Below are 22,739 nucleotides of genomic sequence, written 5' to 3'. Positions count from 1 at the left end.
CCGCTATCGCGAGCAAGCTCGCTCCCACATTGGTTTTTCCCACAGGTTTGTCGGCATTTCGTCTGCTGGTTAGTAGCAAGCTAACTATTTGTTTGACATTTGCTGCCTAAGCAGTAATATTTCGACATACATTCACTGCCTAGGCAGCAAACGGTGCTCAGATGAAGCATTTCACCCCAGACGACTTTCACAATTGCCACCTCGGCATGCTGCTCGGCCGCGCCGCGCTGCTCAAGGACCGGATCATCGACACCCACATGGAGCCCGTCGGCATCACCGCCGCGCAGTTCAAGGTGTTGATCATCATGGCCCAGCACGGCATCGACACGCCGGTCGAGCTGTGTCGCTACCTGTCCCTGGACAGCGGCTCGATGACGCGGATGCTCGATCGCCTGGAGCAGAAAGGTTTCCTGGTCCGCCAACGCTCGGCAGAGGACCGGCGCCAGGTGCAATTGGTACTGACCGAAGCCGGCCAGGCCCTCGCCGATCGCCTGCCGTTCATTGGTGCCGACGCCATGAACCAGCTGGCCGGCGCCATCAGCCGCGAGGAGCTGCAAACCCTCGAAGACATCCTCAAGAAAATACTGCTCGCCGCCGGTGATCCCATCACTGTGTTGCGATTGGGGGAGAAATGAAACGTCAAACCTTGCGTGCCCGCTTGAGCCTGGTGCTGTTGGCCATGAGCCTCGCCGGTTGTGCCAGCTACAGCGGCCTGAAGACCGAAGGCGTCAGCCTCGAGGCCAAGAGCCTCCAGGCTGGACAGTCCCTGACCGGGGTCACGCTGTCGCCGGCCGCGTGGCCGAAAAACGACTGGTGGAAAAGCCTCGGTGACCCGCAACTCGACGGCCTGATCCGTGAAGCCCTGCGCGACAGCCCGGACATGCAGGTCGCCAGCGCCCGGGTCCACCAGGCCAGTGCCGCGGCCTATGCCGCCAACGCGGCGCGCCTGCCGACCCTGGATGCCAGTGGCAGCGTCAGCCGTTCGCGCCTGGCCCGTGACCAGGATCCACAAGGGCAGGGCGGGGCGTACAGCACCCTGCGTTCGCTGAGTGTGGACTTCAACTACAACTTCGACCTCTGGGGTGGCCAGCGTGCCGCCTGGGAAGCCGCCCTGGGCCAGGCCCGCGCCGCCGAGATCGATCGCCAGGCCGCGCAACTGACCCTGGCCGCCGACGTAGCCCGGGCCTACAGCGACCTGGGCCAGGCCCACATCATTCATGATCTGGCCGCCGAAGACCTCAAGCGCACCCGGCAGATGCTCGACCTGGGCAAGCGCCGCCTCAGCGCCGGGATCGACAGCGAGTACCAGTTCCAGCAGATCGAAAGCCTGGAAGCCAGCGCCGATGCGACTCTGATCGACGCCGAGAAACGCCTGCAAAGCGCCAAGATCGCCCTGGCGGTATTGCTGGGCAAGGGCCCGGATCGCGGCAATGAAATCGCCCGGCCCAATGTGCTGCAAGCCAGCGCGGTCGCCTTGCCGTCGAACCTGCCGGCCGAGTTGCTGGGTCGCCGTCCGGACTTGGTCGCGGCGCGCTGGCGGGTCGAGGCGGCCAGCAAGAACATCGAAGCCGGCAAGACCAATTTCTACCCCAACCTCAACCTGAGTGCGGCGGCGGGGGTGCAGTCATTGCTCGGCGATGCGATGTTCGGTTCGGCCAGCCGCTTCTTCAACGTGGCGCCGACCGTGTCGCTACCGATCTTCGATGGCGGCCGTTTGCGGGCGGACCTGGATGCCCGGGACGCCGATTACGACCTGGCGGTGGCGCAGTACAACAAGAGCCTGGTCACGGCCCTTGGCGATGTCAGCGACACCATCAACCAGTTGCGCGACATCGCTCGTCAGATCGGTGCCCAGCAACATGCCACCGACATCGCACAGAACTCCTACGACACCGTGGTCCAGCGCTACGGCTCGGGCATCGGTAATTACCTGGACGTGTTGAGCATCGAGCAGCAACTGCTCCAGGCCCAGCGCCAACTGGCGAACCTGAATGCCGAACAGATCGATTTGTCGATCCAACTGATGCAGGCCCTGGGCGGTGGTTTCGAAGCCCAGAGCCTGGCGGCGGCCACGCCGACCGCTGCCACGCCGACCCACTGATTCGAGGGACTTGTCATGGCGACTGCCGAAACGACTCAATCCGAACAAACGCAAGACAGCGGCAACCCACGCAAGCGCAAGGTCATGCTATTGGCACTGGCGCTGATCGTCATTCTCGCGGGCCTGGGTGTATGGGGCTGGCATGAACTGTATGGCCGCTGGAGCGAAAGCACCGACGATGCCTATGTGAACGGCAACGTGGTGGAGATCACCCCGCAGGTCACCGGGACCGTAGTGAGCATCGGTGCCGACGATGGTGATTTGGTGCGTGAAGGCCAGGTGCTGGTGCAGTTCGACCCGAACGACGCCGAAGTCGGGCTGCAAAGTGCCCAGGCCAATCTGGCCCGGACCGTGCGCCAGGTGCGTGGTTTGTACAGCAACGTCGACGGCATGCGGGCGCAGGTCAATGCCCAAGAGGCCGAGGTGCAAAAAGCCCAGGAAAACTACAGCCGACGCAAGAACCTGGCGGCCGGCGGGGCGATTTCCCAGGAAGAGCTGTCCCACGCCCGGGATGACCTGACCTCGGCGCAGAACGCCTTGGCCAATACCCGGCAACAGCTCAAGACCAGCAGCGCCTTGGTGGACGATACCGTGGTGTCGTCCCATCCCGACGTGCAAGCCGCCGCCGCGCAATTGCGCCAGGCCTTCCTGACCAACGCCCGCAGCACCTTGATCGCGCCGGTCACCGGTTATGTCGCCAAGCGCACCGTGCAATTGGGCCAACGGGTGCAGCCGGGCACGGCCTTGATGGCGGTGATCCCGCTGGATCAGCTGTGGATCGACGCCAACTTCAAGGAAACCCAACTGCGTGACATGCGCATTGGCCAGCCGGTGGACATCGAAGCCGACCTGTACGGCAGCGATGTGAAGTACAGCGGCACCATCGACAGCCTGGGCGCCGGGACCGGCAGTGCGTTTGCCTTGCTGCCGGCGCAGAACGCCACGGGGAACTGGATCAAGATCGTCCAGCGGGTGCCGGTGCGCATTCACATCAATGCCCAGGAGTTGGCCAAGCATCCGTTGCGGGTCGGCCTGTCGACCCAGGTCAGCGTCAACCTGCACGACCAGAGCGGTCCGGTGCTGGCCCAGCAGCCGCCGCAGAAAGCCTCGTTCAGCACCCAGGTCTATGACCGGCAGTTGGCCGATGCCGACGCGATGATCACGCGGCTGATCCACGACAACAGTGCCGCGGCGAGCAAGACCGCGCAGCGCTGATCGCAATTGCAGGCCAACCTCTGAAATCTGTGGGAGCAAGGCTTGCCCGCGATGGCGGTGTGATGGTCAACAGCGATATTGACTGGTAGGACGCCATCGCGGGCAAGCCTTGCTCCCACAGGGTTTGTGTCTTGCCCTAAGGGATTTCGCCACCTCTGCTTCATAGGATTTCGCAATGAGCAATAACGCGTCCTTCACGCCGCCCAGCCTGTTGCTCAGCACCATCGGGCTGTCGCTGGCGACGTTCATGCAAGTGCTCGACACCACCATCGCCAACGTCGCCTTACCGACCATTTCCGGCAACCTGGGCGTCAGCTCGGAGCAGGGCACCTGGGTGATTACCTCGTTCGCGGTGAGCAACGCCATCGCCCTGCCGCTCACCGGCTGGCTTAGCCGGCGTTTTGGCGAGGTGAAGCTGTTCTTGTGGGCAACCATACTGTTCGTGCTCGCCTCTTTCCTGTGCGGCATTTCTACCTCGATGCCCGAGCTGATTGGCTTTCGTGTACTCCAAGGGCTGGTGGCCGGACCGCTGTACCCGATGACCCAGACCTTGCTGATTGCCGTCTACCCGCCGGCCAGGCGCGGTATGGCCCTGGCGTTGCTGGCGATGGTCACGGTGGTGGCGCCGATTGCCGGGCCGATCCTCGGCGGCTGGATCACCGATAGCTACAGCTGGCCGTGGATTTTCTTCATCAACGTGCCCATCGGGATTTTCGCGGTGATGGTGGTGCGTCAGCAGCTCAAGGCGCGAGAGGTGGTCACCAGTCGCCAACCGATGGATTACGTGGGGTTGATCACGCTGATCATCGGTGTCGGTGCGCTCCAGGTGATTCTCGACAAGGGCAACGACCTGGACTGGTTCGAGTCGAATTTCATCATCATTGGCGCGCTGATTTCAGTCATTGCCCTGGCGGTGTTCGTGATCTGGGAAATGACCGATCGCCATCCGGTGGTCAACCTGCGCCTGTTCGCCTATCGCAATTTCCGCATCGGCACCATTGTGTTGGTGGGCGGCTATGCCGGGTTCTTCGGCATCAACCTGATCCTGCCGCAGTGGTTGCAGACACAGATGGGCTACACCGCGACCTGGGCCGGATTGGCGGTGGCGCCCATCGGCATCCTGCCGGTATTGATGTCGCCCTTCGTCGGCAAGTACGCCCACAAGTTCGACCTGCGCTTGCTGGCGGGGCTGGCGTTCCTGGCCATCGGCCTGAGCTGCTTCATGCGCGCCGGGTTCACCAACGAGGTGGATTTCCAGCACATCGCGCTGGTGCAGTTGTTCATGGGCATCGGCGTGGCGCTGTTCTTCATGCCGACCCTGAGCATCCTGATGTCGGACCTGCCGCCGCACCAGATTGCCGACGGCGCGGGGCTGGCGACGTTCCTGCGAACCCTGGGCGGCAGCTTTGCCGCGTCGTTGACCACCTGGATCTGGATCCGCCGGGCCGACCAGCACCACGCCTACCTGAGCGAAAGCATCAGCACCTTCGAGCCGGCCACCCGCGAGGCGCTCAACCAGCTGGGTGGCGCGAGTACACCAGCCTATGCCCGGCTTGAGCAGGTCCTCAACAGCCAGGCATACATGCTCTCCACCGTGGATTACTTCACGCTGCTGGGTTGGGCGTTCATGGGGTTGATCGTGCTGGTGTGGCTGGCCAAACCGCCGTTTGCGGCGAAGGCGGGGCCTGCCGCCAGCGGTCATTGAAACAACACAGCCCCCTGTGGGAGCGAGCTTTTGTGGGAGCCGAGCTTGCTCGCGATGGCGACGTAACAGACAACAGAGATATTGACTGGAAGGGCCTCATCGCGAGCAAGCTCGGCTCCCACAAAAAGCTTGTCCTCACAAGGGGTCATGTGGGGCTGGGGAGGGTGTCCGGAGCCGGTAGCAGCGGCGGCGGAGTAAACCCGAACGGCGCCAACGCAAACCCCTGTTCATCCACCTGCAACGCCCAGCCTTGCTTGTCCCAATCCCCCAGCACGATGCGTCTCGCTGCGTGTTCGCCCAGTTGCAGCTTGTGGATGGCGGGGCGGTGGGTATGGCCGTGGACCAAGGTCCTCACGCCGTATTGCTGCATGATCCGCGGGATCTCTTCGGGCGTGACGTCGACGATGTCATTGGCTTTCATGCGTGTCTGCGTGCGGCTTTCGCTGCGCAGTTTGCGCGCCAGTTTCTGGCGGCTGCCCAGCGGCAGGTGGCGCAGGATGAACAGCGTGACCGGGTTGCGCAGCCAGCGCCGCAGTTTCATGTAGCCTTCGTCGCGGGTGCAGAGGCTGTCGCCGTGCATCAGCAGCACCGGCTCGCCGTTGAGCTGCACGACACTCGGGTCCTTGAGCAGGGTGCAGCCAGCCGCTTTGCAAAAGGCCTGCCCCAGCATGAAGTCGCGATTGCCGTGCATCAGGAAAATGGCCGTGCCGCTGTCGCTCAATTCGCGCAGGGCCTGGCAGATGGAACGCTGGAACGGCGTCATGGCATCGTCGCCGATCCAGGCTTCAAAAAAATCGCCCAGAATGTACAACGCTTGCGCCGAGCGGGCGCGTGTGGCGATCAAATCCAGAAACGCCCGGGTAATGTCCGGGCGCTCCTCTTCCAGATGCAAATCTGAAATCAGCAGTATCACTCAATGATCTCGGCTTTCTCGATGATCACGTCTTCTGCTGGCACGTCCTGGTGGCCGGCCTTGGAAGTGGTGGAAACGCCTTTGATCTTGTCGACCACATCGGTGCCTTCAACCACTTTGCCGAATACTGCGTAGCCCCAGCCCTGGGTGGTCTTGCTGCTGTGGTTCAGGAAGCTGTTGTCCGCCACGTTGATGAAAAACTGCGCGGAAGCCGAATGCGGCTCCATGGTACGGGCCATGGCAACGGTGTACTTTTCGTTCGGCAGGCCGTTGTCGGCTTCGTTCTGGATGCTTGGGCGCTTGTCTTTCTTTTCTTTCATGCCTGGCTCGAAACCGCCGCCCTGGATCATGAAGTTGCCGATGACGCGGTGGAAAACGGTGTTTTCGTAGTGGCCGGCGTTGACGTATTCGATGAAGTTGGCCACGGTCAGCGGCGCTTTCTCAGCGTTCAGTTCCAGGACGATGTCGCCGTGGTTGGTGGACAGTTTGACTTTGCTCATGGTCGGTACTCTTTCAAGGAATTCGTGGGTTTCGGGGCTGTGATGCCCGCAACCGGTCTGGCTGTAATGGGCCAGGCTGGGCAGTTTAGCGCGCCGGGCACGAATTTCGAGGCTGTTTTTCATCTGGCCGTCGATTAAATTCAATCGTTTGCCGGCCTGGCCTGTCAGGTACTTGACAGCATCGGCTATGATACGGGCTTTGATTTATCAGGCCGCACCCGGCCGCGCACTTGTACGTTCAAGGATCCTATGAGCAAGCCCACTGTCGACCCTACCTCGAATTCCAAGACCGGCCCGGCCGTGCCGGTCAATTTCCTGCGCCCGATCATCCAGGCGGACCTGGACTCGGGTAAGCACACACAGATCGTCACTCGTTTCCCGCCGGAGCCCAACGGCTACCTGCACATCGGCCATGCCAAGTCGATCTGCGTGAATTTCGGCCTGGCCCAGGAGTTCGGCGGCGTCACGCACCTGCGTTTCGACGACACCAACCCGGCCAAGGAAGACCAGGAATACATCGACGCGATCGAAAGCGACGTCAAGTGGCTGGGTTTCCAATGGTCCGGTGAGGTGCGCTACGCCTCGCAATATTTCGACCAGTTGCACGACTGGGCGGTCGAACTGATCAAGTCCGGCAACGCCTACGTGTGTGACCTGACCCCCGAGCAGGCCAAGGAATACCGCGGCAGCCTGACCGAGCCAGGCAAGAACAGCCCGTTCCGTGAACGCAGCGTGGAAGAGAACCTGGACCTGTTCGCCCGCATGCGCGCCGGTGAATTCCCGGACGGTGCACGGGTGCTGCGCGCCAAGATCGACATGGCCTCGCCGAACATGAACCTGCGCGACCCGATCATGTACCGCATCCGTCACGCCCATCACCACCAGACCGGCGACAAATGGTGCATCTACCCCAACTATGACTTCACCCATGGTCAGTCGGACGCCATCGAAGGCATCACCCATTCGATCTGCACCCTGGAGTTCGAAAGCCATCGCCCGTTGTACGAGTGGTTCCTCGAGCACCTGCCCGTGCCGGCCACCCCGCGCCAGTACGAATTCAGCCGCTTGAACCTGAACTACACCATCACCAGCAAGCGCAAGCTCAAGCAACTGGTGGACGAGAAGCACGTCAACGGTTGGGATGACCCGCGCATGTCGACGCTGTCGGGCTTCCGTCGTCGTGGCTACACGCCAAAGTCGATCCGCAACTTCTGCGAGATGGTCGGCACCAACCGTTCCGACGGTGTGGTGGACTTCGGCATGCTGGAATTCAGCATCCGCGATGACCTCGACCACAGCGCTCCGCGCGCCATGTGCGTGCTGCGTCCGCTGAAAGTCGTGATCACCAATTACCCGGAAGGCCAGGTCGAGAACCTCGAGCTGCCGCGTCACCCGAAAGAAGACATGGGCGTGCGCGTCCTGCCGTTCGCCCGGGAAATCTACATCGATCGTGATGACTTCATGGAAGAGCCGCCAAAAGGCTACAAGCGCCTGGAGCCGGCCGGCGAAGTGCGCCTGCGCGGCAGCTACGTGATCCGCGCCGACGAAGCGATCAAGGACGCCGACGGCAACATCGTCGAACTGCGTTGCTCCTATGACCCCGACACCCTGGGCAAGAACCCGGAAGGTCGCAAGGTCAAGGGCGTGATCCACTGGGTGCCGGCCGCCGCCAGCGTCGAGTGCGAAGTGCGCCTGTACGATCGCCTGTTCCGTTCGCCGAATCCGGAAAAGGCTGAAGACAGCGCCAGCTTCCTGGACAACATCAACCCTGACTCCCTGCAAGTACTCACGGGTTGTCGTGCCGAGCCTTCGTTGGGCAACGCACAGCCGGAAGACCGTTTCCAGTTCGAGCGCGAAGGTTATTTCTGCGCGGATATCAAGGACTCGAAACCCGGTGCTCCGGTATTCAACCGTACCGTGACCTTGCGCGATTCCTGGGGTCAGTGATCAAGTCTTAAGGGAAACCCTGTGCTTACGATCTACAACACGCTCACCAAGAGCAAAGAAGTCTTCAAGCCGCTGGATGGCAACAAGGTCCGCATGTACGTCTGCGGCATGACCGTGTACGACTACTGCCACATCGGTCATGGTCGCAGCATGGTCGCCTTCGACCTGGTGACCCGCTGGCTGCGGTTCAGCGGTTATGACCTGACCTACGTGCGCAACATCACTGACATCGAAGACAAGATCATCAACCGTGCCCGTGAAAACGGCGAGCCTTACGATGCGCTGACCGAGCGCATGATCAAGGCCATGCACGAGGACGAGGCGCGCCTCAATATCCTCAAGCCGGACTTGGAGCCTCGTGCCACGGACCACATCCCGGGCATGCTGGCGATGATCCAGACCTTGATCGACAAGGGCTATGCCTACGCGCCGGGCAATGGCGACGTGTACTACCGCGTCGCCAAGTTCATGGGCTACGGCAAGCTGTCGCGCAAGAAGATCGAAGACCTGCGCATCGGCGCGCGCATCGAAGTCGACGAGTCGAAGCAGGACCCGCTGGACTTCGTCCTGTGGAAGGCGGCCAAGCCGGGTGAGCCGAGCTGGGAATCCCCATGGGGCGCCGGGCGTCCGGGCTGGCACATCGAATGCTCGGTGATGTCCACCTGCTGCCTGGGCGAGACGTTCGACATTCATGGGGGCGGCAGCGACCTGGAATTCCCGCACCACGAAAACGAAATCGCCCAGAGCGAAGCCGCCACCGGCAAGACCTACGCCAACGCGTGGATGCATTGCGGCATGATCCGGATCAACGGCGAGAAGATGTCCAAGTCCTTGAACAACTTCTTCACCATCCGCGACGTGCTCGACAAGTACCACCCGGAAGTCGTGCGTTACCTGTTGGTGTCGAGTCACTACCGCAGCGCTATCAACTACTCGGAAGATAACCTCAAGGACGCCAAGGGTGCCCTGGAGCGTTTCTACCACGCATTGAAAGGCCTGCCGAATGTGCCAGCCGCCGGTGGCGAAGCGTTCGTGGCGCGTTTCACCGAAGTGATGAACGACGACTTCGGCACGCCGGAAGCCTGCGCGGTGCTGTTCGAGATGGTGCGCGAGATCAACCGCCTGCGCGAGAGCGATCTCAATGCCGCGGCTGGCCTGGCGGCCCGCCTGAAAGAACTGGCCAGCGTGCTGGGTGTGTTGCAGCTCGAAGCCGATGATTTCCTGCAGGCCGGCGCCGAAGGTCGCGTGGACGCCGCGCAGGTCGAGGCCTTGATCCAGGCGCGCCTGACTGCGCGGGCGAACAAGGACTGGGCCGAATCCGACCGCATCCGCGACCAGCTCACCGCCATGGGCGTGGTGCTGGAAGACGGGAAGGGTGGGACGACCTGGCGGTTGGCGGACTAAGATTTCTTAGCGCGCACAATTCCCCTTGTGGGAGCGGGCTTGCTCGCGATGGCGGTGCATCAGTTAGTGATTTGTTGACTGACACACTGCATTCGCGAGCAAGCCCGCTCCCACATTGGATCTGCTGTGGTCCCCAATTTTTGCCCGCCTCCAATTCCTGTGGGAGCGAGCTTGCTCGCGATAGCGGAGTGTCAGACAACATGTTTGTCGACTGATACACCGCCATCGCGAGCAAGCTCGCTCCCACAATTTTTTGTGCTCAGCCTGGCAATCATCCCTTTATGAGCTAGTACTGTCAGGTCGATTCGACGTTCTATGACAGGGCTCTTCCATGTTGGCTCATTGGTCGCTTGCGGCAATTCATCTGCTGGCGTTCGCCCTCGGGTTCTGGGCGGTGCTGACGCGCGGCACGGCACTACGACGCCTGGCGGGCGGTGTGGACGCGGTGCGGAGTGTCTTGGTGGCTGACAATCTGTGGGGTCTGTCGGCGCTGGTGCTGTTGGTGACCGGTGGGATGCGAGCGTTCGGCGGGTACGAAAAAGGCACGGACTATTACCTGCATCAACCGCTGTTTCATCTGAAGATGACGTTGCTGCTGTTGATCCTGTTGCTTGAAATCGTACCGATGATCGCCCTGATCAAATGGCGGATGGCGCTGGGCAAAGGGGCGGCGATCGATCCTTCGAAAGCCGGCCGACTTGCGCGGATCAGCCATATCGAAGCCTTATTGCTGATCTTGATGGTCGTCGCCGCCACAGGCATGGCGCGCGGCGTGGGTCTGGGCTGACCGGCCGCGAACGCCTGCTTCGTCATCATTAAAACGAAACGTCTGACAGCCATGCTCAGCGCCATGCCATTAGTATCGGTTCACGGGTGGGACGAACGAAGGCGAGGGTGGGGCGAAGTATGGCGCGGTCGGCCAGAATCTTTAGCCAGCCATTGCGACGATGCAAACGGGCTGGCTGCGGACTGCTGCAATGTTCAGGGAGTTTGCGGCTTGTCGGGGGCGGTAAGGCCGGCCTGAATACGCTGATAGATCTCTTCACGATGCACCGCAACGTTTTTCGGGGCGTTGATGCCGATCCGTACTTGTTGGCCGCTAACGCCCAGAATGGTGATCGTGATGTCGTCACCAATGTTTATGCTTTCACCGACTTTGCGGGTGAGTATCAGCATGGTGTTCTCCTTGATTGCTTTATAGGGCACCTGATTCAGACAGTGCAGATGTCGGTACTGCTTATAGATTAGTGCTAAGTGTCACAATGTGGGTGCCTCTTTCTGACGTGCAGATGCAGCATTAATTCCCAGGGTGCGACTATACAGAGACGCCGAGCAGGATTCTCGTGTTTTGAGCATTGTTGGCGGCGATCTTGACGGGCACGGGTGCTAAAATCCATACCTCATGTCTTCCAGGGGAAACGTTGTGCGCAAATTGGCTTGGGTTATCGCGGTATTGGCGTTGGCAGGATGCGGTGAAGGGCGTGACGTCGAAGCACCGAAGCCCAAACCCGCCGCGACCTCCGCACCGGCCGTCGCTGCCGCGCCGCAGTGGGCCGTCGAGGTTCGCGGCCAGACACCGCAGGCTGTCAGCGACCTGACCGGTTGGCTCATCGAGCATAGTTTCATGTCGAACGTGGTGCGGGAAAACGGCAAGGAGCGCGTCCTGGTCGGCCCTTTCAGCTCCGAGGCCGAAGCCCAAGCCAAGCAGGAACAGGTCACGGCCGCACTGGTCCGGGCGAAGAAACGCAACATCGAGACGTTGGTGGTGGACTACCCGACGGCCCAATGATCGGGGTAGAGCAAAAAAGCCAGTAAAATCTGTGGGAGCGAGCTTGCTCGCGATAGCGGTGGATCAGCCAACATCTATGTTGACTGACATGTCCCTATCGCGAGCAAGCTCGCTCCCACAGTGGGTTTGTGCTGGTCACGAATGCGAGGTCAACCGCAGGCCTTCATGTCCACCGGCCCCACGAACTCGTTCCCGCGTCCCATGACGCACGCCACGCTCTGGTTGCGCTGGCGTTCCCAGCTTTCGACCGGGTAGGTCTTGTCCCAGGCTTCATACAGGCGCCGGTCCTGCTTCGAGAGGCGCAGGCCATATTGCTTGCTCATGTAGAAATAGGTCCGGGCGATCATCCCTCGGATGGAAGGGCGGGGCATGACCTTCTTGGCCTTGAAATCCACTTGGGTCAGGCATGAGCCGTATTGGCCCTTTTGCTCTGGCAGCCAGCCGAAACTGAAATTGCTGCGATCGCCATTCACTTCCCCGATGCTCGGCACCAGGTTGTGCAGGTCGGCCTCGGCCCGTTGATAGACTGGATCATAGCGGGTGCAGTTCTTGCGACCGCCTTGTTGCCAGCATTGGCGCTGATGGCCGATCTGCCACGCCGGAACGATATGCTCCCACTCAATGCGAGCGGCACGGCTGGCGTTCTTGCGCGGTACATAACCGCAGGCGGCCAGGTTCACGCGGTTGCCGGTGTATTTGCAGCCACAGTAGAACTCGGTGGATTGCGGGGCGTAGAGTTTCCAGGCGATTTTCTTGGCTTCGTTGAAGGTGCGCGGGGCACCGGCCTGTGCGCCCAAGGCGATGAACACAAGCAAAAAAGCTAAACAGCGAACACTCATCAGGCTCAATCTTCCTTCGGCACTACCCAGAAAACCTGCACACCACCATCGTCGCGATAGGCGAGGGTTACGTTGTCGTTCTCGTCGATTTCTTCCAGGAGGCGCTCCCACTCATCCACCGGCTCGTCGGGCAGACGGAAGATCAGCGCGGCCTTGGCTTTTTGCGCGGTGGGGGCGTTGATGATTTTCGAGACCCGAAGACCGAGTCGCGTATAGGAATCTAGGGGGGCAGTTGCAGCGGAGGGGGTGGCCAAAGGATTATCCTTATTAAGCTGTACGGGCATACAGTATTTAACTGTAGGCATTTACGCAACTGCTTAAAATTCAAGAAAACCGTCTGACAGCGCTTTTTTCGTTTTGGTGTGGGAAAAAGGAGTTTTTTATCGGCTGGCGTAAACAGGCGTCATCCGCTCAGGATGGCGAAGCTATAGACTGATTTCAGTGGGCGCTAAAGAAACGGCTTCGGCGGGCGATGTCCTTCGTAGGAATCCCTCTCTATGGAGTTTTGACATGTCGTTTTCCATCGGCTTTCCCAATTCGGCAGCCGTGACCATCGGTGGCAAATCCGCAGCCACTCTGAAGGCCCTGAGCGAATCAGAAGCCCAGGCCGCCGATGAGGCCCTGGGTACAGCGCAAACCTCGGGCAAGGTCCGCGCAGTCGTGGGCGCAGGCGCTGAAGCGACCGGCCAGGCGCAGGAGGGCGGTAGCACCCAGAGCGTGGCGGTCCAGGTGCTGCTCAAACGGATGCAAGAGCTTCAGCAGCAGCTCAGGGAGCAGCAACAACAACTGGCTGCCGCCGAGGCGCGCAACTATCCAACGGAGGAGGCCAAGGCCTCGGCGGTGATGGCGGTCCAAGGGCAGATCGCCGACACCAGTGGCGCCTTGCTGGAAGTCACCGGCCACCTGGTCACGGAGCTGGCCAAGGGCGCCAGTTCGGGTTCGGTGGTCAACACGACGGCTTGAGCCTCGACGTTGCGGATCAAACCGCAACGTTGACAAATCTTTGAAGCCTTACCATAGTTCACTTCACGCAAACGTTTGCGCGGCGTTCCGTGCATTGATTTGCTCACAATAATCATAAGATCGGAGTGAACCCATGAAGTTGCCATTCGCTGGACGCCTTCTCGCTGTTGCCATGCTCGCGGCCGCATCCGCTGCGCTGCCTATCTCCTCGGCATTTGCCCAGACCGCAGAAAAACCCAAGGTCGCCCTGGTCATGAAATCCCTGGCTAACGAATTCTTCCTGACCATGGAAGACGGTGCCAAGGCTTATCAGAAGGAACACTCCGCCGATTTCGAGCTGATCTCCAACGGGATCAAGGATGAAACCGACACCGCCAACCAGATCCGCATTGTCGAGCAGATGATCGTGGCCAAGGTCAATGCCCTCATCATCGCGCCAGCGGATTCCAAGGCCATGGTGCCGGTGATCAAGAAAGCCGTCGACGCCGGCATCACCGTGATCAACATCGATAACCAGCTCGATCCGGACGTGGTCAAGAGCAAGAACATCAAGGTGCCGTTCGTAGGCCCTGACAACCGCAAGGGTGCACGTTTGGTCGGTGAGTACCTGGCCAAGCAGCTCAAGGCCGGTGACGAAGTCGGCATCATCGAAGGCGTGTCCACCACCACCAACGCCCAGGCACGCACCGCGGGCTTCAAGGATGCGATGGAGGCGGCGCAGGTCAAGGTCGTCTCCCTGCAATCCGGCGACTGGGAAATCAACAAGGGCAACCAGGTTGCCGCGTCGATGCTCAGCGAATACCCGAACATCAAGGCTCTGCTGGCTGGTAACGACAGCATGGCGGTCGGCGCGGTCTCGGCCGTGCGCGCGGCGGGCAAGGCGGGCAAGGTGCAGGTGGTCGGCTACGACAACATCAATGCCATCAAGCCGATGCTCAAGGACGGTCGTGTCCTGGCGACGGCCGACCAGTTCGCCGCCAAGCAGGCTGTCTTCGGGATCGAGACGGCGCTGAAGATCCTCAAGGGCGAAAAAGTCGACAGCGGCACCAACGGCGTTATCGAAACTCCGGTCGAGCTGGTGACCAAGCCGTAACCCTGGCGACACAACGGTGCTCGCTCATCCGGGCGAGCGCATTGGAGAGTTTGTTATGTCCGTTCGCGACCCGAACGCTGTCCTGTGCGTCAGCGGTATCGGCAAGACCTATGCCCAGCCGGTACTGACCGACATCAGCCTGACGTTGATGCGCGGTGAGGTGTTGGCGCTGACCGGTGAAAATGGCGCCGGCAAAAGCACCCTGTCCAAGATCATCGGCGGGCTGGTGACGCCGACGACCGGGCAGATGCAATTCCAAGGGCAGGATTATCGCCCTGGCAGCCGGACCCAGGCAGAAGAGCTGGGCGTGCGCATGGTGATGCAGGAACTCAACCTGCTGCCGACCCTGTCCGTGGCTGAGAACCTGTTCCTCGACAACCTGCCCAGCCATGGCGGCTGGATCAGCCGCAAGCAATTGCGCAAGTCGGCCATCGAAGCCATGGCTCAGGTGGGGCTCGATGCAATCGATCCTGACACGCTGGTCGGCGAGCTGGGGATCGGTCACCAGCAGATGGTCGAGATCGCGCGCAACCTGATCGGCGATTGCCATGTGCTGATTCTCGATGAGCCGACCGCCATGCTGACGGCCCGCGAAGTTGAAATGCTCTTTGAGCAGATCACTCGTCTGCAGGCGCGTGGCGTATCGATCATCTACATTTCCCATCGTCTCGAAGAGCTGGCGCGGGTCGCCCAACGCATTGCGGTACTGCGTGACGGCAACCTGGTCTGCGTCGAGCCGATGGCCAACTACGACAGCGAGCAACTGGTGACCCTGATGGTTGGTCGGGAGTTGGGCGAGCACATTGATCTCGGTCCACGCCAGATCGGCGCGCCGGCGTTGACCGTTAAAGGCCTGACCCGTTCCGACAAGGTCCGCGACGTGTCCTTCGAAGTCCGCAGTGGCGAGATCTTCGGCATCTCCGGCCTGATCGGGGCAGGGCGTACCGAATTGTTGCGGCTGATCTTCGGTGCCGATCCGGCCGACAGCGGCACGGTGGCGCTGGGTTCGCCGGCCCAGGTCGTTAGCATTCGCTCCCCGTCCGATGCGGTGGCCCATGGCATCGCCTTGATCACCGAAGACCGCAAGGGCGAAGGCCTGCTGCTGACTCAATCCATCGCCGCCAACATTGCCCTGGGTAACATGCCGGAGATTTCCAGCGCCGGCCTGGTCAATGGCAGCGCCGAACTGGCCTTGGCGCAGCGGCAGGTCGATGCCATGCGCATCCGCAGTTCCAGCCCGACCCAGTTGGTGTCCGAGCTGTCGGGCGGCAACCAGCAGAAAGTCGTGATCGGTCGTTGGCTCGAACGCGATTGCGCAGTCATGCTGTTCGATGAGCCGACCCGTGGCATCGATGTCGGCGCCAAATTCGACATTTATGCGCTGCTCGGCGAGTTGACTCGCCAGGGCAAGGCGCTGGTCGTGGTGTCCAGTGACCTGCGGGAACTGATGTTGATCTGCGACCGGATCGGCGTGCTGTCCGCCGGGCGCCTGATCGACACCTTCGAGCGCGACAGCTGGACCCAGGATGACTTGCTTGCCGCCGCATTCGCCGGCTACCAGAAACGTGATGCGTTGCTCAACGAAGCAGCGCCTAGGGATCTTTCATGAAAACCGCATCTGCCGTCGGCAAATCGAGTGGCAACTTCTACGGCCTCGGGACCTACCTGGGCCTGGCCGGCGCGCTGCTGGCCATGATCGCGCTGTTCTCGGCCTTGAGCAGCCATTTCCTGTCCTATGACACCTTCAGTACCTTGGCCAACCAGATTCCCGACCTCATGGTGCTGGCGGTCGGTATGACGTTCATTCTGATCATCGGCGGCATCGACCTGTCGGTGGGCTCGGTGCTGGCACTGGCGGCCTCGACGGTCAGCGTGGCCGTGCTCGGCTGGGGCTGGAGTGTCTGGCCATCGGCCTTGCTCGGCATGGCCGTGGCGGCGTTGGCGGGTACGGTCACCGGTTCGATCACCGTGGCGTGGCGGATTCCATCGTTCATCGTCTCCCTCGGCGTGCTGGAAATGGCCCGGGGCCTGGCGTACCAGATGACTGGTTCGCGGACCGCCTACATCGGCGACTCGTTCGCCTGGCTCTCCAACCCCATCGCCTTTGGTATCTCGCCTTCGTTCATCATCGCTTTGCTGGTGATCTTCATTGCCCAGGCGGTGCTGACTCGTACGGTGTTCGGTCGCTACCTGATCGGCATCGGCACCAATGAAGAAGCCGTGCGCCTGGCCGGCATCAACCCAAAGCCCTACAAGATCCTGGTGTTCAGCCTGATGGGTTTGCTGGCCGGTGTGGCGGCATTGTTCCAGATTTCTCGCCTGGAGGCCGCGGACCCGAACGCCGGCTCAGGGCTGGAGCTGCAGGTGATCGCTGCGGTGGTCATCGGTGGCACCAGCCTGATGGGTGGGCGCGGTTCGGTCATCAGCACCTTCTTTGGCGTGCTGATCATCTCCGTGCTGGCGGCGGGCCTGGCGCAGATCGGCGCTACCGAACCGACCAAACGCATCATTACCGGCGCGGTGATCGTGGTGGCGGTCGTGCTCGATACCTATCGCAGCCAGCGCGCCAGTCGGCGGGGCTGAACCATGGCGACGATCAAGGATGTAGCAGCGCTCGCGGGGATTTCCTACACCACCGTGTCCCACGTGGTGAACAAGACGCGGCCGGTCAGCGAAGAAGTGCGGCTCAAGGTCGAGGCGGCCATCGAGCGCCTGGACTACGTGCCCAGCGCCGTGGCCCGGTCGCTCAAGGCCAAGACCACGGCGACCATCGGCCTGCTGGTGCCCAACAGCCTCAACCCTTACTTTGCCGAGTTGGCCCGGGGCATCGAGGATTACTGTGAGCGCAACGGCTATTGCGTGATCCTGTGCAACTCTGACGACAACCCGGACAAGCAACGCAGCTACCTGCGTGTGCTGCTGGAAAAACGCATCGATGGCCTGATCTTCGCGTCCGCTGGCGGTGATGTCGGCCTGGCCGAGGGGCTGGCCAACGTGCGCACGCCCATGGTGATCGTCGACCGCGGGCTCGATGGCGTCGACGCAGACCTGGTGCGCATCGATCATGAATACGGCGCCTACCTGGCGACCCGGCACCTGCTGGAGCTGGGGCACCGCGATATTGCCTTCATCGGCGGCCCGGCCAACACCAGCGTGGCGCAGATGCGTTTGGCCGGTTACTGCCGAGCACTGAAAGAGGCCGGGATCGAGTTGCCCGTCGAGCGCATGCTCGAGAGCGATTTCACCAGTACCGGCGGTTACCGCGCCGCCGCGCAATTGCTTGAACTGCAGCCGCCGAGTGCGATCTTTGCGGCCAACGACATGATCGGCATCGGTGTGCTGCGCGCCGCCGCTGAACGCAACATACGCGTACCCAGCGAGCTGTCGGTCATTGGTTTCGACGACATCCAGATGAGCCGTTATGTCTACCCGGCGTTGACCACGGTGGGGCAGTCGATCCTGCAGCTCGGCGAGATGGCGGCCGAAGTGCTGCTGCTGCGTATCGCGACACCGAGCCTTGCCACCGACCAGCGGATCGTGACGCCAAGTATTGTCTTGCGTGAGTCGACTGCACCGCTGTCCGGTACATTCGCCCAATACCGCTGAACCGAATTGATGAGTAGTGATGTATGCCAGCAAAAGTAGTGGTAATAGGCAGCCTGAACATGGACCTGGTGACCCGGGCGCCGCGCTTGCCCCGTGGCGGTGAAACACTGATCGGCGAGTCGTTCGCCACCATCCCGGGCGGCAAGGGCGCCAACCAGGCGGTGGCCGCCGCGCGCCTGGGAGCGCAGGTGTCGATGGTCGGTTGCGTGGGCAACGATGCCTACGGCGAGCAATTGCGCGGCGCACTGCTGGCCGAGGGCATCGACTGCCAGGCGGTGCGTGTGGTGGAGGATTCCAGCGGCGTGGCGCTGATTGTTGTCGATGACAACAGCCAGAATGCCATCGTTATCGTCGCCGGTGCCAACGGAGCGCTCACTGCCGAGGTCTTGGACGGTGTCGATGCAGTGCTGCAAAGCGCCGATGTCATTATCTGCCAGCTCGAAGTGCCGGATGCCACCGTCGGCCATGCCCTGAAGCGCGGCCGTGAGTTGGGCAAAATCGTCATCCTCAACCCGGCGCCGGCTTCCCATACGTTGCCGGCCGACTGGTATGCCTGCGTCGATTACCTGATTCCCAATGAAAGTGAAGCAGCGGTGCTGAGCGGGCTGGCGGTGGACTCCCTGGAAACCGCCGAAGCCGCGGCGGCGCATCTGATCGCCGCCGGTGCCGGCAAGGTGATCGTCACCCTCGGCGCCCAGGGGCTGATGTTCGCCAATGGCGCCAGCTTCGAACACTTCCCGGCCCCGCGGGTCAAGGCGGTGGACACCACGGCGGCCGGAGACACCTTTGTCGGCGGCTTCGCGGCAGCCTTGGCCAGCGGCAAGAGCGAGGTCGATGCGATTCGTTTCGGTCAGGTCGCCGCCGCGCTGTCGGTCACCCGATCCGGCGCGCAACCTTCAATCCCCACGTTGCTGGAAGTGCAGGCTTTCAAATCATGAAAAAGACGCCGTTGTTGAATGTGGCACTGTCGCGACTGATCGCTTCCCTCGGCCATGGCGACAAGGTGGTCATCGGTGATGCCGGCCTGCCTGTGCCGCCCCAGGTCGAATTGATCGACCTGGCCCTGACCCATGGCATTCCTGATTTTGTCAGCACCTTGAAGGTGGTGCTCAGCGAAATGCAGGTGGAAAGCCATGTCCTGGCCGAGGAAATCCTCGATAAGCAACCTTCGGCCCTGACGACCCTGGAGGCGCTACATGCCGAGGGTGCGCTGGGTGAGCGGGCGTTGGTCAGTCATGAACAATTCAAGGTCATCAGCCAACAGGCACGGGCGATCATTCGCACCGGCGAATGCTCGCCGTACTGCAATATCGTGCTGGTCTCTGGAGTGACGTTCTAACCCTGTTCAACCCTGCACAAGGAATGCGCCATGCACCGCTATGCTGAGAAAATGCACCAACTGATCCGGAGTCTGCTGCTTTTGTCATTGATCACCGCAACGAGCGCCCAGGCGGCGGAAAAGATCGACCTGATCATCGACACCGATCCAGGCGCCGACGACGTGGTGGCGCTGTTGTTCGCCCTGGCATCGCCCGAGGAACTTCATATCCGTGCGCTGACCACCGTCGCCGGCAATGTGCGCCTGGACAAGACCTCGCGCAACGCTCGCCTGGCCCGTGAGTGGGCAGGGCGCGAAGACGTGCCGGTCTACGCCGGTGCGCCGAAACCGTTGATGCGCACGCCCATCTACGCAGAAAACATCCATGGCAAGGAAGGCCTGTCGGGTGTCACGGTGCACGAGCCGAAGAAGGGGCTGGCCGAGGGCAATGCCGTCAACTACCTGATCGACACGCTGAAGGCGGCCAAGCCCCACAGCATTACCATTGCCATGTTGGGGCCGCAGACCAACCTGGCGCTGGCGTTGGTCCAGGAGCCGGACATTGTCCAAGGCATCAAGGAAGTGGTGATCATGGGCGGTGCGCACTTCAACGGCGGCAATATCACGCCGGTGGCTGAGTTCAATCTGTTCGCCGACCCGCAGGCGGCCGAGGTGGTGGCCAAGAGCGGCGTGAAGCTGACCTACCTGCCGCTGGACGTGACCCACAAGATCCTCACCAGCGAAGCGCGCCTGAAGCAGATCGCGGCGCTGAACAACAACGCCAGCAAGTTGGTGGGCGATATCCTCAACGAATACGTCAAGGGCGATATGGAGCACTACGGCATGACGGGCGGGCCGGTGCATGACGCAACCGTGATTGCCTACCTGCTCAAGCCACAACTGTTCACCGGCCGTTCGGTCAATGTCGTCGTGGACAGTCGCGAGGGTCCGACGTTCGGGCAGACCATCGTCGACTGGTATGACGGCCTGAAGGCGCCGAAGAACGCGTTCTGGGTGGAAAACGGTGATGCCCAGGGGTTCTTCGACCTGCTGACCGAGCGCCTGGCGCGCCTCAAGTAACCCGCCTGGCTATGCACCCGCAGGCTGGACCTGCGGGCGCGTGCCTCAATCCACGGCGTCGACGATGCTCGAGTAGCGCTCGAACGTCTGCTGGATGAAGTTGCGGGCGACGTCCGTCCCCAACTCCTTCACCAACAAGTCTATGCAGATGATTGCCAGTTCCTCCGGGCTGCCCGGGCTATAGGAACTGTGGCCCTCCGACCATTTGGCATTGATGGTGGCTTCGATGCTGACGGTGCTCATGGTCGGGCTCGCGAGTTGAAGGTCTGTAGGCTGAGTTAAACATTTTTGCCCGGGATTTGGCACTGCGACTTAGGCATTGGGGGAGGGCTGTGCGACACTTGTTTTTTTGTTTTCAGAAGGAGCCCCGCCCGTGCAGATCGATTTGAACGCTCCTGGCGGCCTGACCCTCGAGGCGGTTCGTCAATTGCTGGCCTCGGCCAGTGACGACGAGCATACCCAGCTGCGCGTGACCAAGGGCGGCATCGCCTATTTGTCCTCGGGTGTGGTCGGTGGCGTAGACATCGAGGGTTTGCGCTTTCGGCTCGAGACCTGGGCGAAGGGTTCAGGCTACGTCGGGCGGGTCGCTGCCAGCGACGAGGTCTGGGTCATGCAGATCTACAATGCGCTGAAGGACAACTGGCCGAATCCACCTTTTGATTACATTGACGTTTATTGAGCGTCGTTCATATTCAGTCACGATTCATGCCTGAACAGCGGGAACGGGCTCAGGCAAACTGCCAGCTTTCCCCAGACTGATGGCGGCGGTGTTGAAACCAAGCGCCGATTGGGTTGTCGCACGCTCTCTGTTTATTCATCGAAAAAAGGAGGCTTCATGCCTTGGAAGCTCGCGTCATTGAGTACTTTGCTGGCCGCCATGCTCTTGAGCGGTTGCAGCAGCACCTCTGAATCGACCCCCGAACCTGTGGCGGGCGAGACCGGTCACAGCCGCTGCGAAGCAAAAGCCGCCGAGTTTGTCATTGGCAAAAAGGCTTCGCCGCAGTTGCTGGAGCAGGCCCGTACCCGTGCTGGCGCGCAGAATGCCCGGATCCTCAAGCCCAACGACATGGTGACGCTTGAATACCGCTCCGATCGCCTGAACCTCAATACCGATGCCAACATGGTGGTCGACCGGGTGAACTGCGGCTGATCGATGATTTTCAATCGCCCATAAAAAACCCCGTCACATGGACGGGGTTTTTTAGTACGCGGAGAAATTACTCAGCGCGAACTTGTGCAGCTTGCATACCCTTTTGGCCTTTCTCAGCCACGAAGGAAACGGTCTGGCCTTCTTTCAGGCTTTTGAAACCGTCGCTTTCGATAGCTTTGAAGTGTACGAACAGGTCGTCACCGCCACCTTGAGGAGTGATGAAGCCGAAGCCTTTTTCATCGTTGAACCATTTAACGGTGCCGGTTTGGCGATTAGACATGGTGTATCTCCAAGAAACATATATTTTCAGTGTACTGTGCTGCTCAGGCCAACTGGGCACACCCGGGTATCATAGTCGAAATGTTCGATTTGGGAGCCCCCCGCAGGCGCTGTTTGCCAATCAGTCGTGTTTGCTTTATCGCCTTTACCCGCTGAAAGGCCCGGTTTTAAAGGCTTTGAGCCGAAAGTAAAGACGATAAAAAAAGCTGTAAAACCTGAATAAATCGTTCGAAAAAGCCTGAAATCAGGGTTTTTCAACCCTGTCGGGCCCGTTCAGGAGGCCTGTTTTCTTACTTTTTCGCCTTGTTATCGGCTTTGCATTTTGCGATCTGCCCCAGTGCCTTTTGCTGCAGCTCCGGGGTGGCCTTGTTGTCCATCAAGGCCTGGATGTCCGAGGCAGGGTAGGACTTGATCGCATCGGCGCCACAGGCGCAATGGGACTTGGCCGCGGCCGCGCCGATCTGGGGCGTTGCGGCTTGCGTGCATTGGGCCATGTATTTTTCGCGCTCGCCCTTGGGCCAGTCGGCATGGGCGGTCAGTGGCAGCAACAGGGCGAGGGGGGCGACTACTGCAAACAATGTGTTCAGACGCATGCGAAGATGCTCCTTTTGGGTCAATGTCTTGTTATCTGAGGCGTTGCGCTCGGTTCAGTTCAGCACTCTGGCATAAAAACCCTGGATTTACGCCAGCTTCAATTCCCGCGCGGCGATGACCGTTCATCTGTGCTAGCATGCCGGGCTCGGCTATTTCCAGGCTGTGGATGATCATTCGTCCCGGTGGCAAAGACCCCGAATAACCCTGATTTGAATCCCAGTCACTCTGGTTCGGTTTCCCCGG

Annotated in this window: 26 protein-coding genes; 18 read left to right on the top strand and 8 right to left on the bottom strand. The window is 61.0% G+C overall.

Annotated features, from left to right (window positions below):
- Window positions 1-161: 161 nt before the first annotated feature.
- From AB4N80_RS23815 to AB4N80_RS23800, 4 genes are all read left to right on the top strand, one after another.
- Entirely contained in the window at window positions 162-635 is a 474-nt protein-coding gene (locus AB4N80_RS23815) for a MarR family winged helix-turn-helix transcriptional regulator (RefSeq protein WP_122568152.1), read from the top strand.
- Window positions 632-2,101 (top strand): efflux transporter outer membrane subunit, encoded by a 1,470-nt coding sequence (locus tag AB4N80_RS23810; protein WP_122568153.1) that lies wholly within the window; start codon window positions 632-634, stop codon window positions 2,099-2,101. The genes AB4N80_RS23815 and AB4N80_RS23810 overlap by 4 nt, the downstream gene beginning before the upstream one ends.
- 15 nt (window positions 2,102-2,116) lie before the next feature.
- Window positions 2,117-3,316 (top strand): efflux RND transporter periplasmic adaptor subunit, encoded by a 1,200-nt coding sequence (locus AB4N80_RS23805; protein WP_122568154.1) that lies wholly within the window; start codon window positions 2,117-2,119, stop codon window positions 3,314-3,316.
- A gap of 175 nt (window positions 3,317-3,491) precedes the next feature.
- Window positions 3,492-5,021, top strand: coding sequence for a DHA2 family efflux MFS transporter permease subunit (locus tag AB4N80_RS23800; protein ID WP_460079111.1), 1,530 nt, complete (start codon window positions 3,492-3,494; stop codon window positions 5,019-5,021).
- Window positions 5,022-5,166: 145 nt separating this feature from the next.
- Here the strand turns inward: AB4N80_RS23800 and lpxH are convergent, their stop codons facing one another.
- Together lpxH and AB4N80_RS23790 are read right to left on the bottom strand one after the other, a co-directional pair.
- On the bottom strand, window positions 5,167-5,934 hold the full coding sequence (lpxH, locus tag AB4N80_RS23795; protein WP_460079109.1) for a UDP-2,3-diacylglucosamine diphosphatase: 768 nt from the start codon (window positions 5,932-5,934) through the stop codon (window positions 5,167-5,169).
- Window positions 5,931-6,434, bottom strand: coding sequence for a peptidylprolyl isomerase (locus tag AB4N80_RS23790; RefSeq protein ID WP_122568409.1), 504 nt, complete (start codon window positions 6,432-6,434; stop codon window positions 5,931-5,933). Before AB4N80_RS23790 ends, lpxH begins: the two co-directional genes overlap by 4 nt.
- Before the next feature lie 249 nt (window positions 6,435-6,683).
- Between AB4N80_RS23790 and AB4N80_RS23785 the strand changes: the two genes are divergently transcribed.
- The 3 genes from AB4N80_RS23785 to AB4N80_RS23775 all read left to right on the top strand — a co-directional run bounded on the left by AB4N80_RS23785 (window position 6,684) and on the right by AB4N80_RS23775 (window position 10,572).
- The gene (locus tag AB4N80_RS23785) at window positions 6,684-8,381 is read left to right on the top strand and encodes a glutamine--tRNA ligase/YqeY domain fusion protein (RefSeq protein ID WP_460079106.1); all 1,698 of its coding nucleotides are present in this window, start codon (window positions 6,684-6,686) and stop codon (window positions 8,379-8,381) included.
- A gap of 21 nt (window positions 8,382-8,402) precedes the next feature.
- Entirely contained in the window at window positions 8,403-9,785 is a 1,383-nt protein-coding gene (cysS, locus tag AB4N80_RS23780; RefSeq protein WP_460079103.1) for a cysteine--tRNA ligase, read from the top strand.
- Between the two features lie 331 nt (window positions 9,786-10,116).
- Window positions 10,117-10,572 (top strand): DUF2214 family protein, encoded by a 456-nt coding sequence (locus tag AB4N80_RS23775; RefSeq protein WP_354336869.1) that lies wholly within the window; start codon window positions 10,117-10,119, stop codon window positions 10,570-10,572.
- Window positions 10,573-10,766: 194 nt separating this feature from the next.
- Here the strand turns inward: AB4N80_RS23775 and csrA are convergent, their stop codons facing one another.
- Entirely contained in the window at window positions 10,767-10,961 is a 195-nt protein-coding gene (gene csrA / locus AB4N80_RS23770) for a carbon storage regulator CsrA (RefSeq protein ID WP_003179932.1), read from the bottom strand.
- Window positions 10,962-11,208: 247 nt separating this feature from the next.
- Between csrA and AB4N80_RS23765 the strand changes: the two genes are divergently transcribed.
- Window positions 11,209-11,574, top strand: a complete 366-nt coding sequence (locus AB4N80_RS23765) for an SPOR domain-containing protein (protein ID WP_305470480.1) — start codon at window positions 11,209-11,211, stop codon at window positions 11,572-11,574.
- Between the two features lie 149 nt (window positions 11,575-11,723).
- Here AB4N80_RS23765 and AB4N80_RS23760 read toward each other — a convergent pair whose 3' ends face one another.
- Both AB4N80_RS23760 and AB4N80_RS23755 read right to left on the bottom strand, forming a co-directional pair.
- Window positions 11,724-12,413 carry an endonuclease gene (locus AB4N80_RS23760; RefSeq protein ID WP_122568161.1) on the bottom strand — a complete coding sequence of 230 codons (690 nt, stop codon included), beginning with the start codon at window positions 12,411-12,413 and terminating at the stop codon, window positions 11,724-11,726.
- 5 nt (window positions 12,414-12,418) lie between these two features.
- On the bottom strand, window positions 12,419-12,718 hold the full coding sequence (locus tag AB4N80_RS23755; RefSeq protein ID WP_122568162.1) for a DUF1654 domain-containing protein: 300 nt from the start codon (window positions 12,716-12,718) through the stop codon (window positions 12,419-12,421).
- A 205-nt stretch (window positions 12,719-12,923) separates the two neighbouring features.
- Between AB4N80_RS23755 and AB4N80_RS23750 the strand changes: the two genes are divergently transcribed.
- From AB4N80_RS23750 to AB4N80_RS23715, 8 genes are all read left to right on the top strand, one after another.
- Window positions 12,924-13,376, top strand: a complete 453-nt coding sequence (locus AB4N80_RS23750; RefSeq protein WP_354336873.1) for a hypothetical protein — start codon at window positions 12,924-12,926, stop codon at window positions 13,374-13,376.
- 133 nt (window positions 13,377-13,509) lie between these two features.
- Window positions 13,510-14,469 carry a sugar ABC transporter substrate-binding protein gene (locus tag AB4N80_RS23745; RefSeq protein ID WP_122568164.1) on the top strand — a complete coding sequence of 320 codons (960 nt, stop codon included), beginning with the start codon at window positions 13,510-13,512 and terminating at the stop codon, window positions 14,467-14,469.
- A gap of 55 nt (window positions 14,470-14,524) precedes the next feature.
- Window positions 14,525-16,078: a sugar ABC transporter ATP-binding protein gene (locus AB4N80_RS23740; RefSeq protein WP_122568165.1), complete on the top strand. Its 1,554-nt coding sequence runs from the start codon at window positions 14,525-14,527 to the stop codon at window positions 16,076-16,078.
- Complete coding sequence (locus AB4N80_RS23735; RefSeq protein WP_018608928.1) at window positions 16,075-17,052, top strand: ABC transporter permease; 978 nt, start codon at window positions 16,075-16,077, stop codon at window positions 17,050-17,052. The genes AB4N80_RS23740 and AB4N80_RS23735 overlap by 4 nt, the downstream gene beginning before the upstream one ends.
- A 3-nt stretch (window positions 17,053-17,055) precedes the next feature.
- Window positions 17,056-18,075, top strand: coding sequence for a LacI family DNA-binding transcriptional regulator (locus AB4N80_RS23730; protein WP_122568166.1), 1,020 nt, complete (start codon window positions 17,056-17,058; stop codon window positions 18,073-18,075).
- A gap of 23 nt (window positions 18,076-18,098) precedes the next feature.
- Window positions 18,099-19,013, top strand: a complete 915-nt coding sequence (gene rbsK, locus AB4N80_RS23725) for a ribokinase (RefSeq protein ID WP_305470483.1) — start codon at window positions 18,099-18,101, stop codon at window positions 19,011-19,013.
- Entirely contained in the window at window positions 19,010-19,414 is a 405-nt protein-coding gene (gene rbsD, locus AB4N80_RS23720) for a D-ribose pyranase (RefSeq protein WP_122568168.1), read from the top strand. The genes rbsK and rbsD overlap by 4 nt, the downstream gene beginning before the upstream one ends.
- A gap of 30 nt (window positions 19,415-19,444) precedes the next feature.
- Entirely contained in the window at window positions 19,445-20,473 is a 1,029-nt protein-coding gene (locus AB4N80_RS23715) for a nucleoside hydrolase (RefSeq protein WP_072339745.1), read from the top strand.
- Between the two features lie 45 nt (window positions 20,474-20,518).
- On the opposite strand, the gene AB4N80_RS23710 is transcribed toward AB4N80_RS23715, so the two are convergent.
- Window positions 20,519-20,716: a hypothetical protein gene (locus tag AB4N80_RS23710; protein ID WP_122568169.1), complete on the bottom strand. Its 198-nt coding sequence runs from the start codon at window positions 20,714-20,716 to the stop codon at window positions 20,519-20,521.
- A 130-nt stretch (window positions 20,717-20,846) separates the two neighbouring features.
- On the opposite strand from AB4N80_RS23710, the gene AB4N80_RS23705 reads away from it, so the two are divergent.
- Both AB4N80_RS23705 and AB4N80_RS23700 read left to right on the top strand, forming a co-directional pair.
- Window positions 20,847-21,152 (top strand): hypothetical protein, encoded by a 306-nt coding sequence (locus AB4N80_RS23705; protein WP_305492064.1) that lies wholly within the window; start codon window positions 20,847-20,849, stop codon window positions 21,150-21,152.
- A gap of 156 nt (window positions 21,153-21,308) precedes the next feature.
- Window positions 21,309-21,623, top strand: coding sequence for an I78 family peptidase inhibitor (locus tag AB4N80_RS23700; RefSeq protein ID WP_122568171.1), 315 nt, complete (start codon window positions 21,309-21,311; stop codon window positions 21,621-21,623).
- 67 nt (window positions 21,624-21,690) lie between these two features.
- On the opposite strand, the gene AB4N80_RS23695 is transcribed toward AB4N80_RS23700, so the two are convergent.
- The gene (locus AB4N80_RS23695; RefSeq protein ID WP_007905882.1) at window positions 21,691-21,903 is read right to left on the bottom strand and encodes a cold-shock protein; all 213 of its coding nucleotides are present in this window, start codon (window positions 21,901-21,903) and stop codon (window positions 21,691-21,693) included.
- Window positions 21,904-22,192: 289 nt separating this feature from the next.
- Window positions 22,193-22,495 carry a hypothetical protein gene (locus tag AB4N80_RS23690; RefSeq protein ID WP_122568172.1) on the bottom strand — a complete coding sequence of 101 codons (303 nt, stop codon included), beginning with the start codon at window positions 22,493-22,495 and terminating at the stop codon, window positions 22,193-22,195.
- Window positions 22,496-22,739: the final 244 nt, after the last annotated feature.

The organism is Pseudomonas sp. H3_A02, assembly GCF_054671965.1.
The sequence above is the reverse complement of the archived record's forward strand: the minus strand, read 5'-3'. Positions and strand labels throughout refer to the sequence as shown.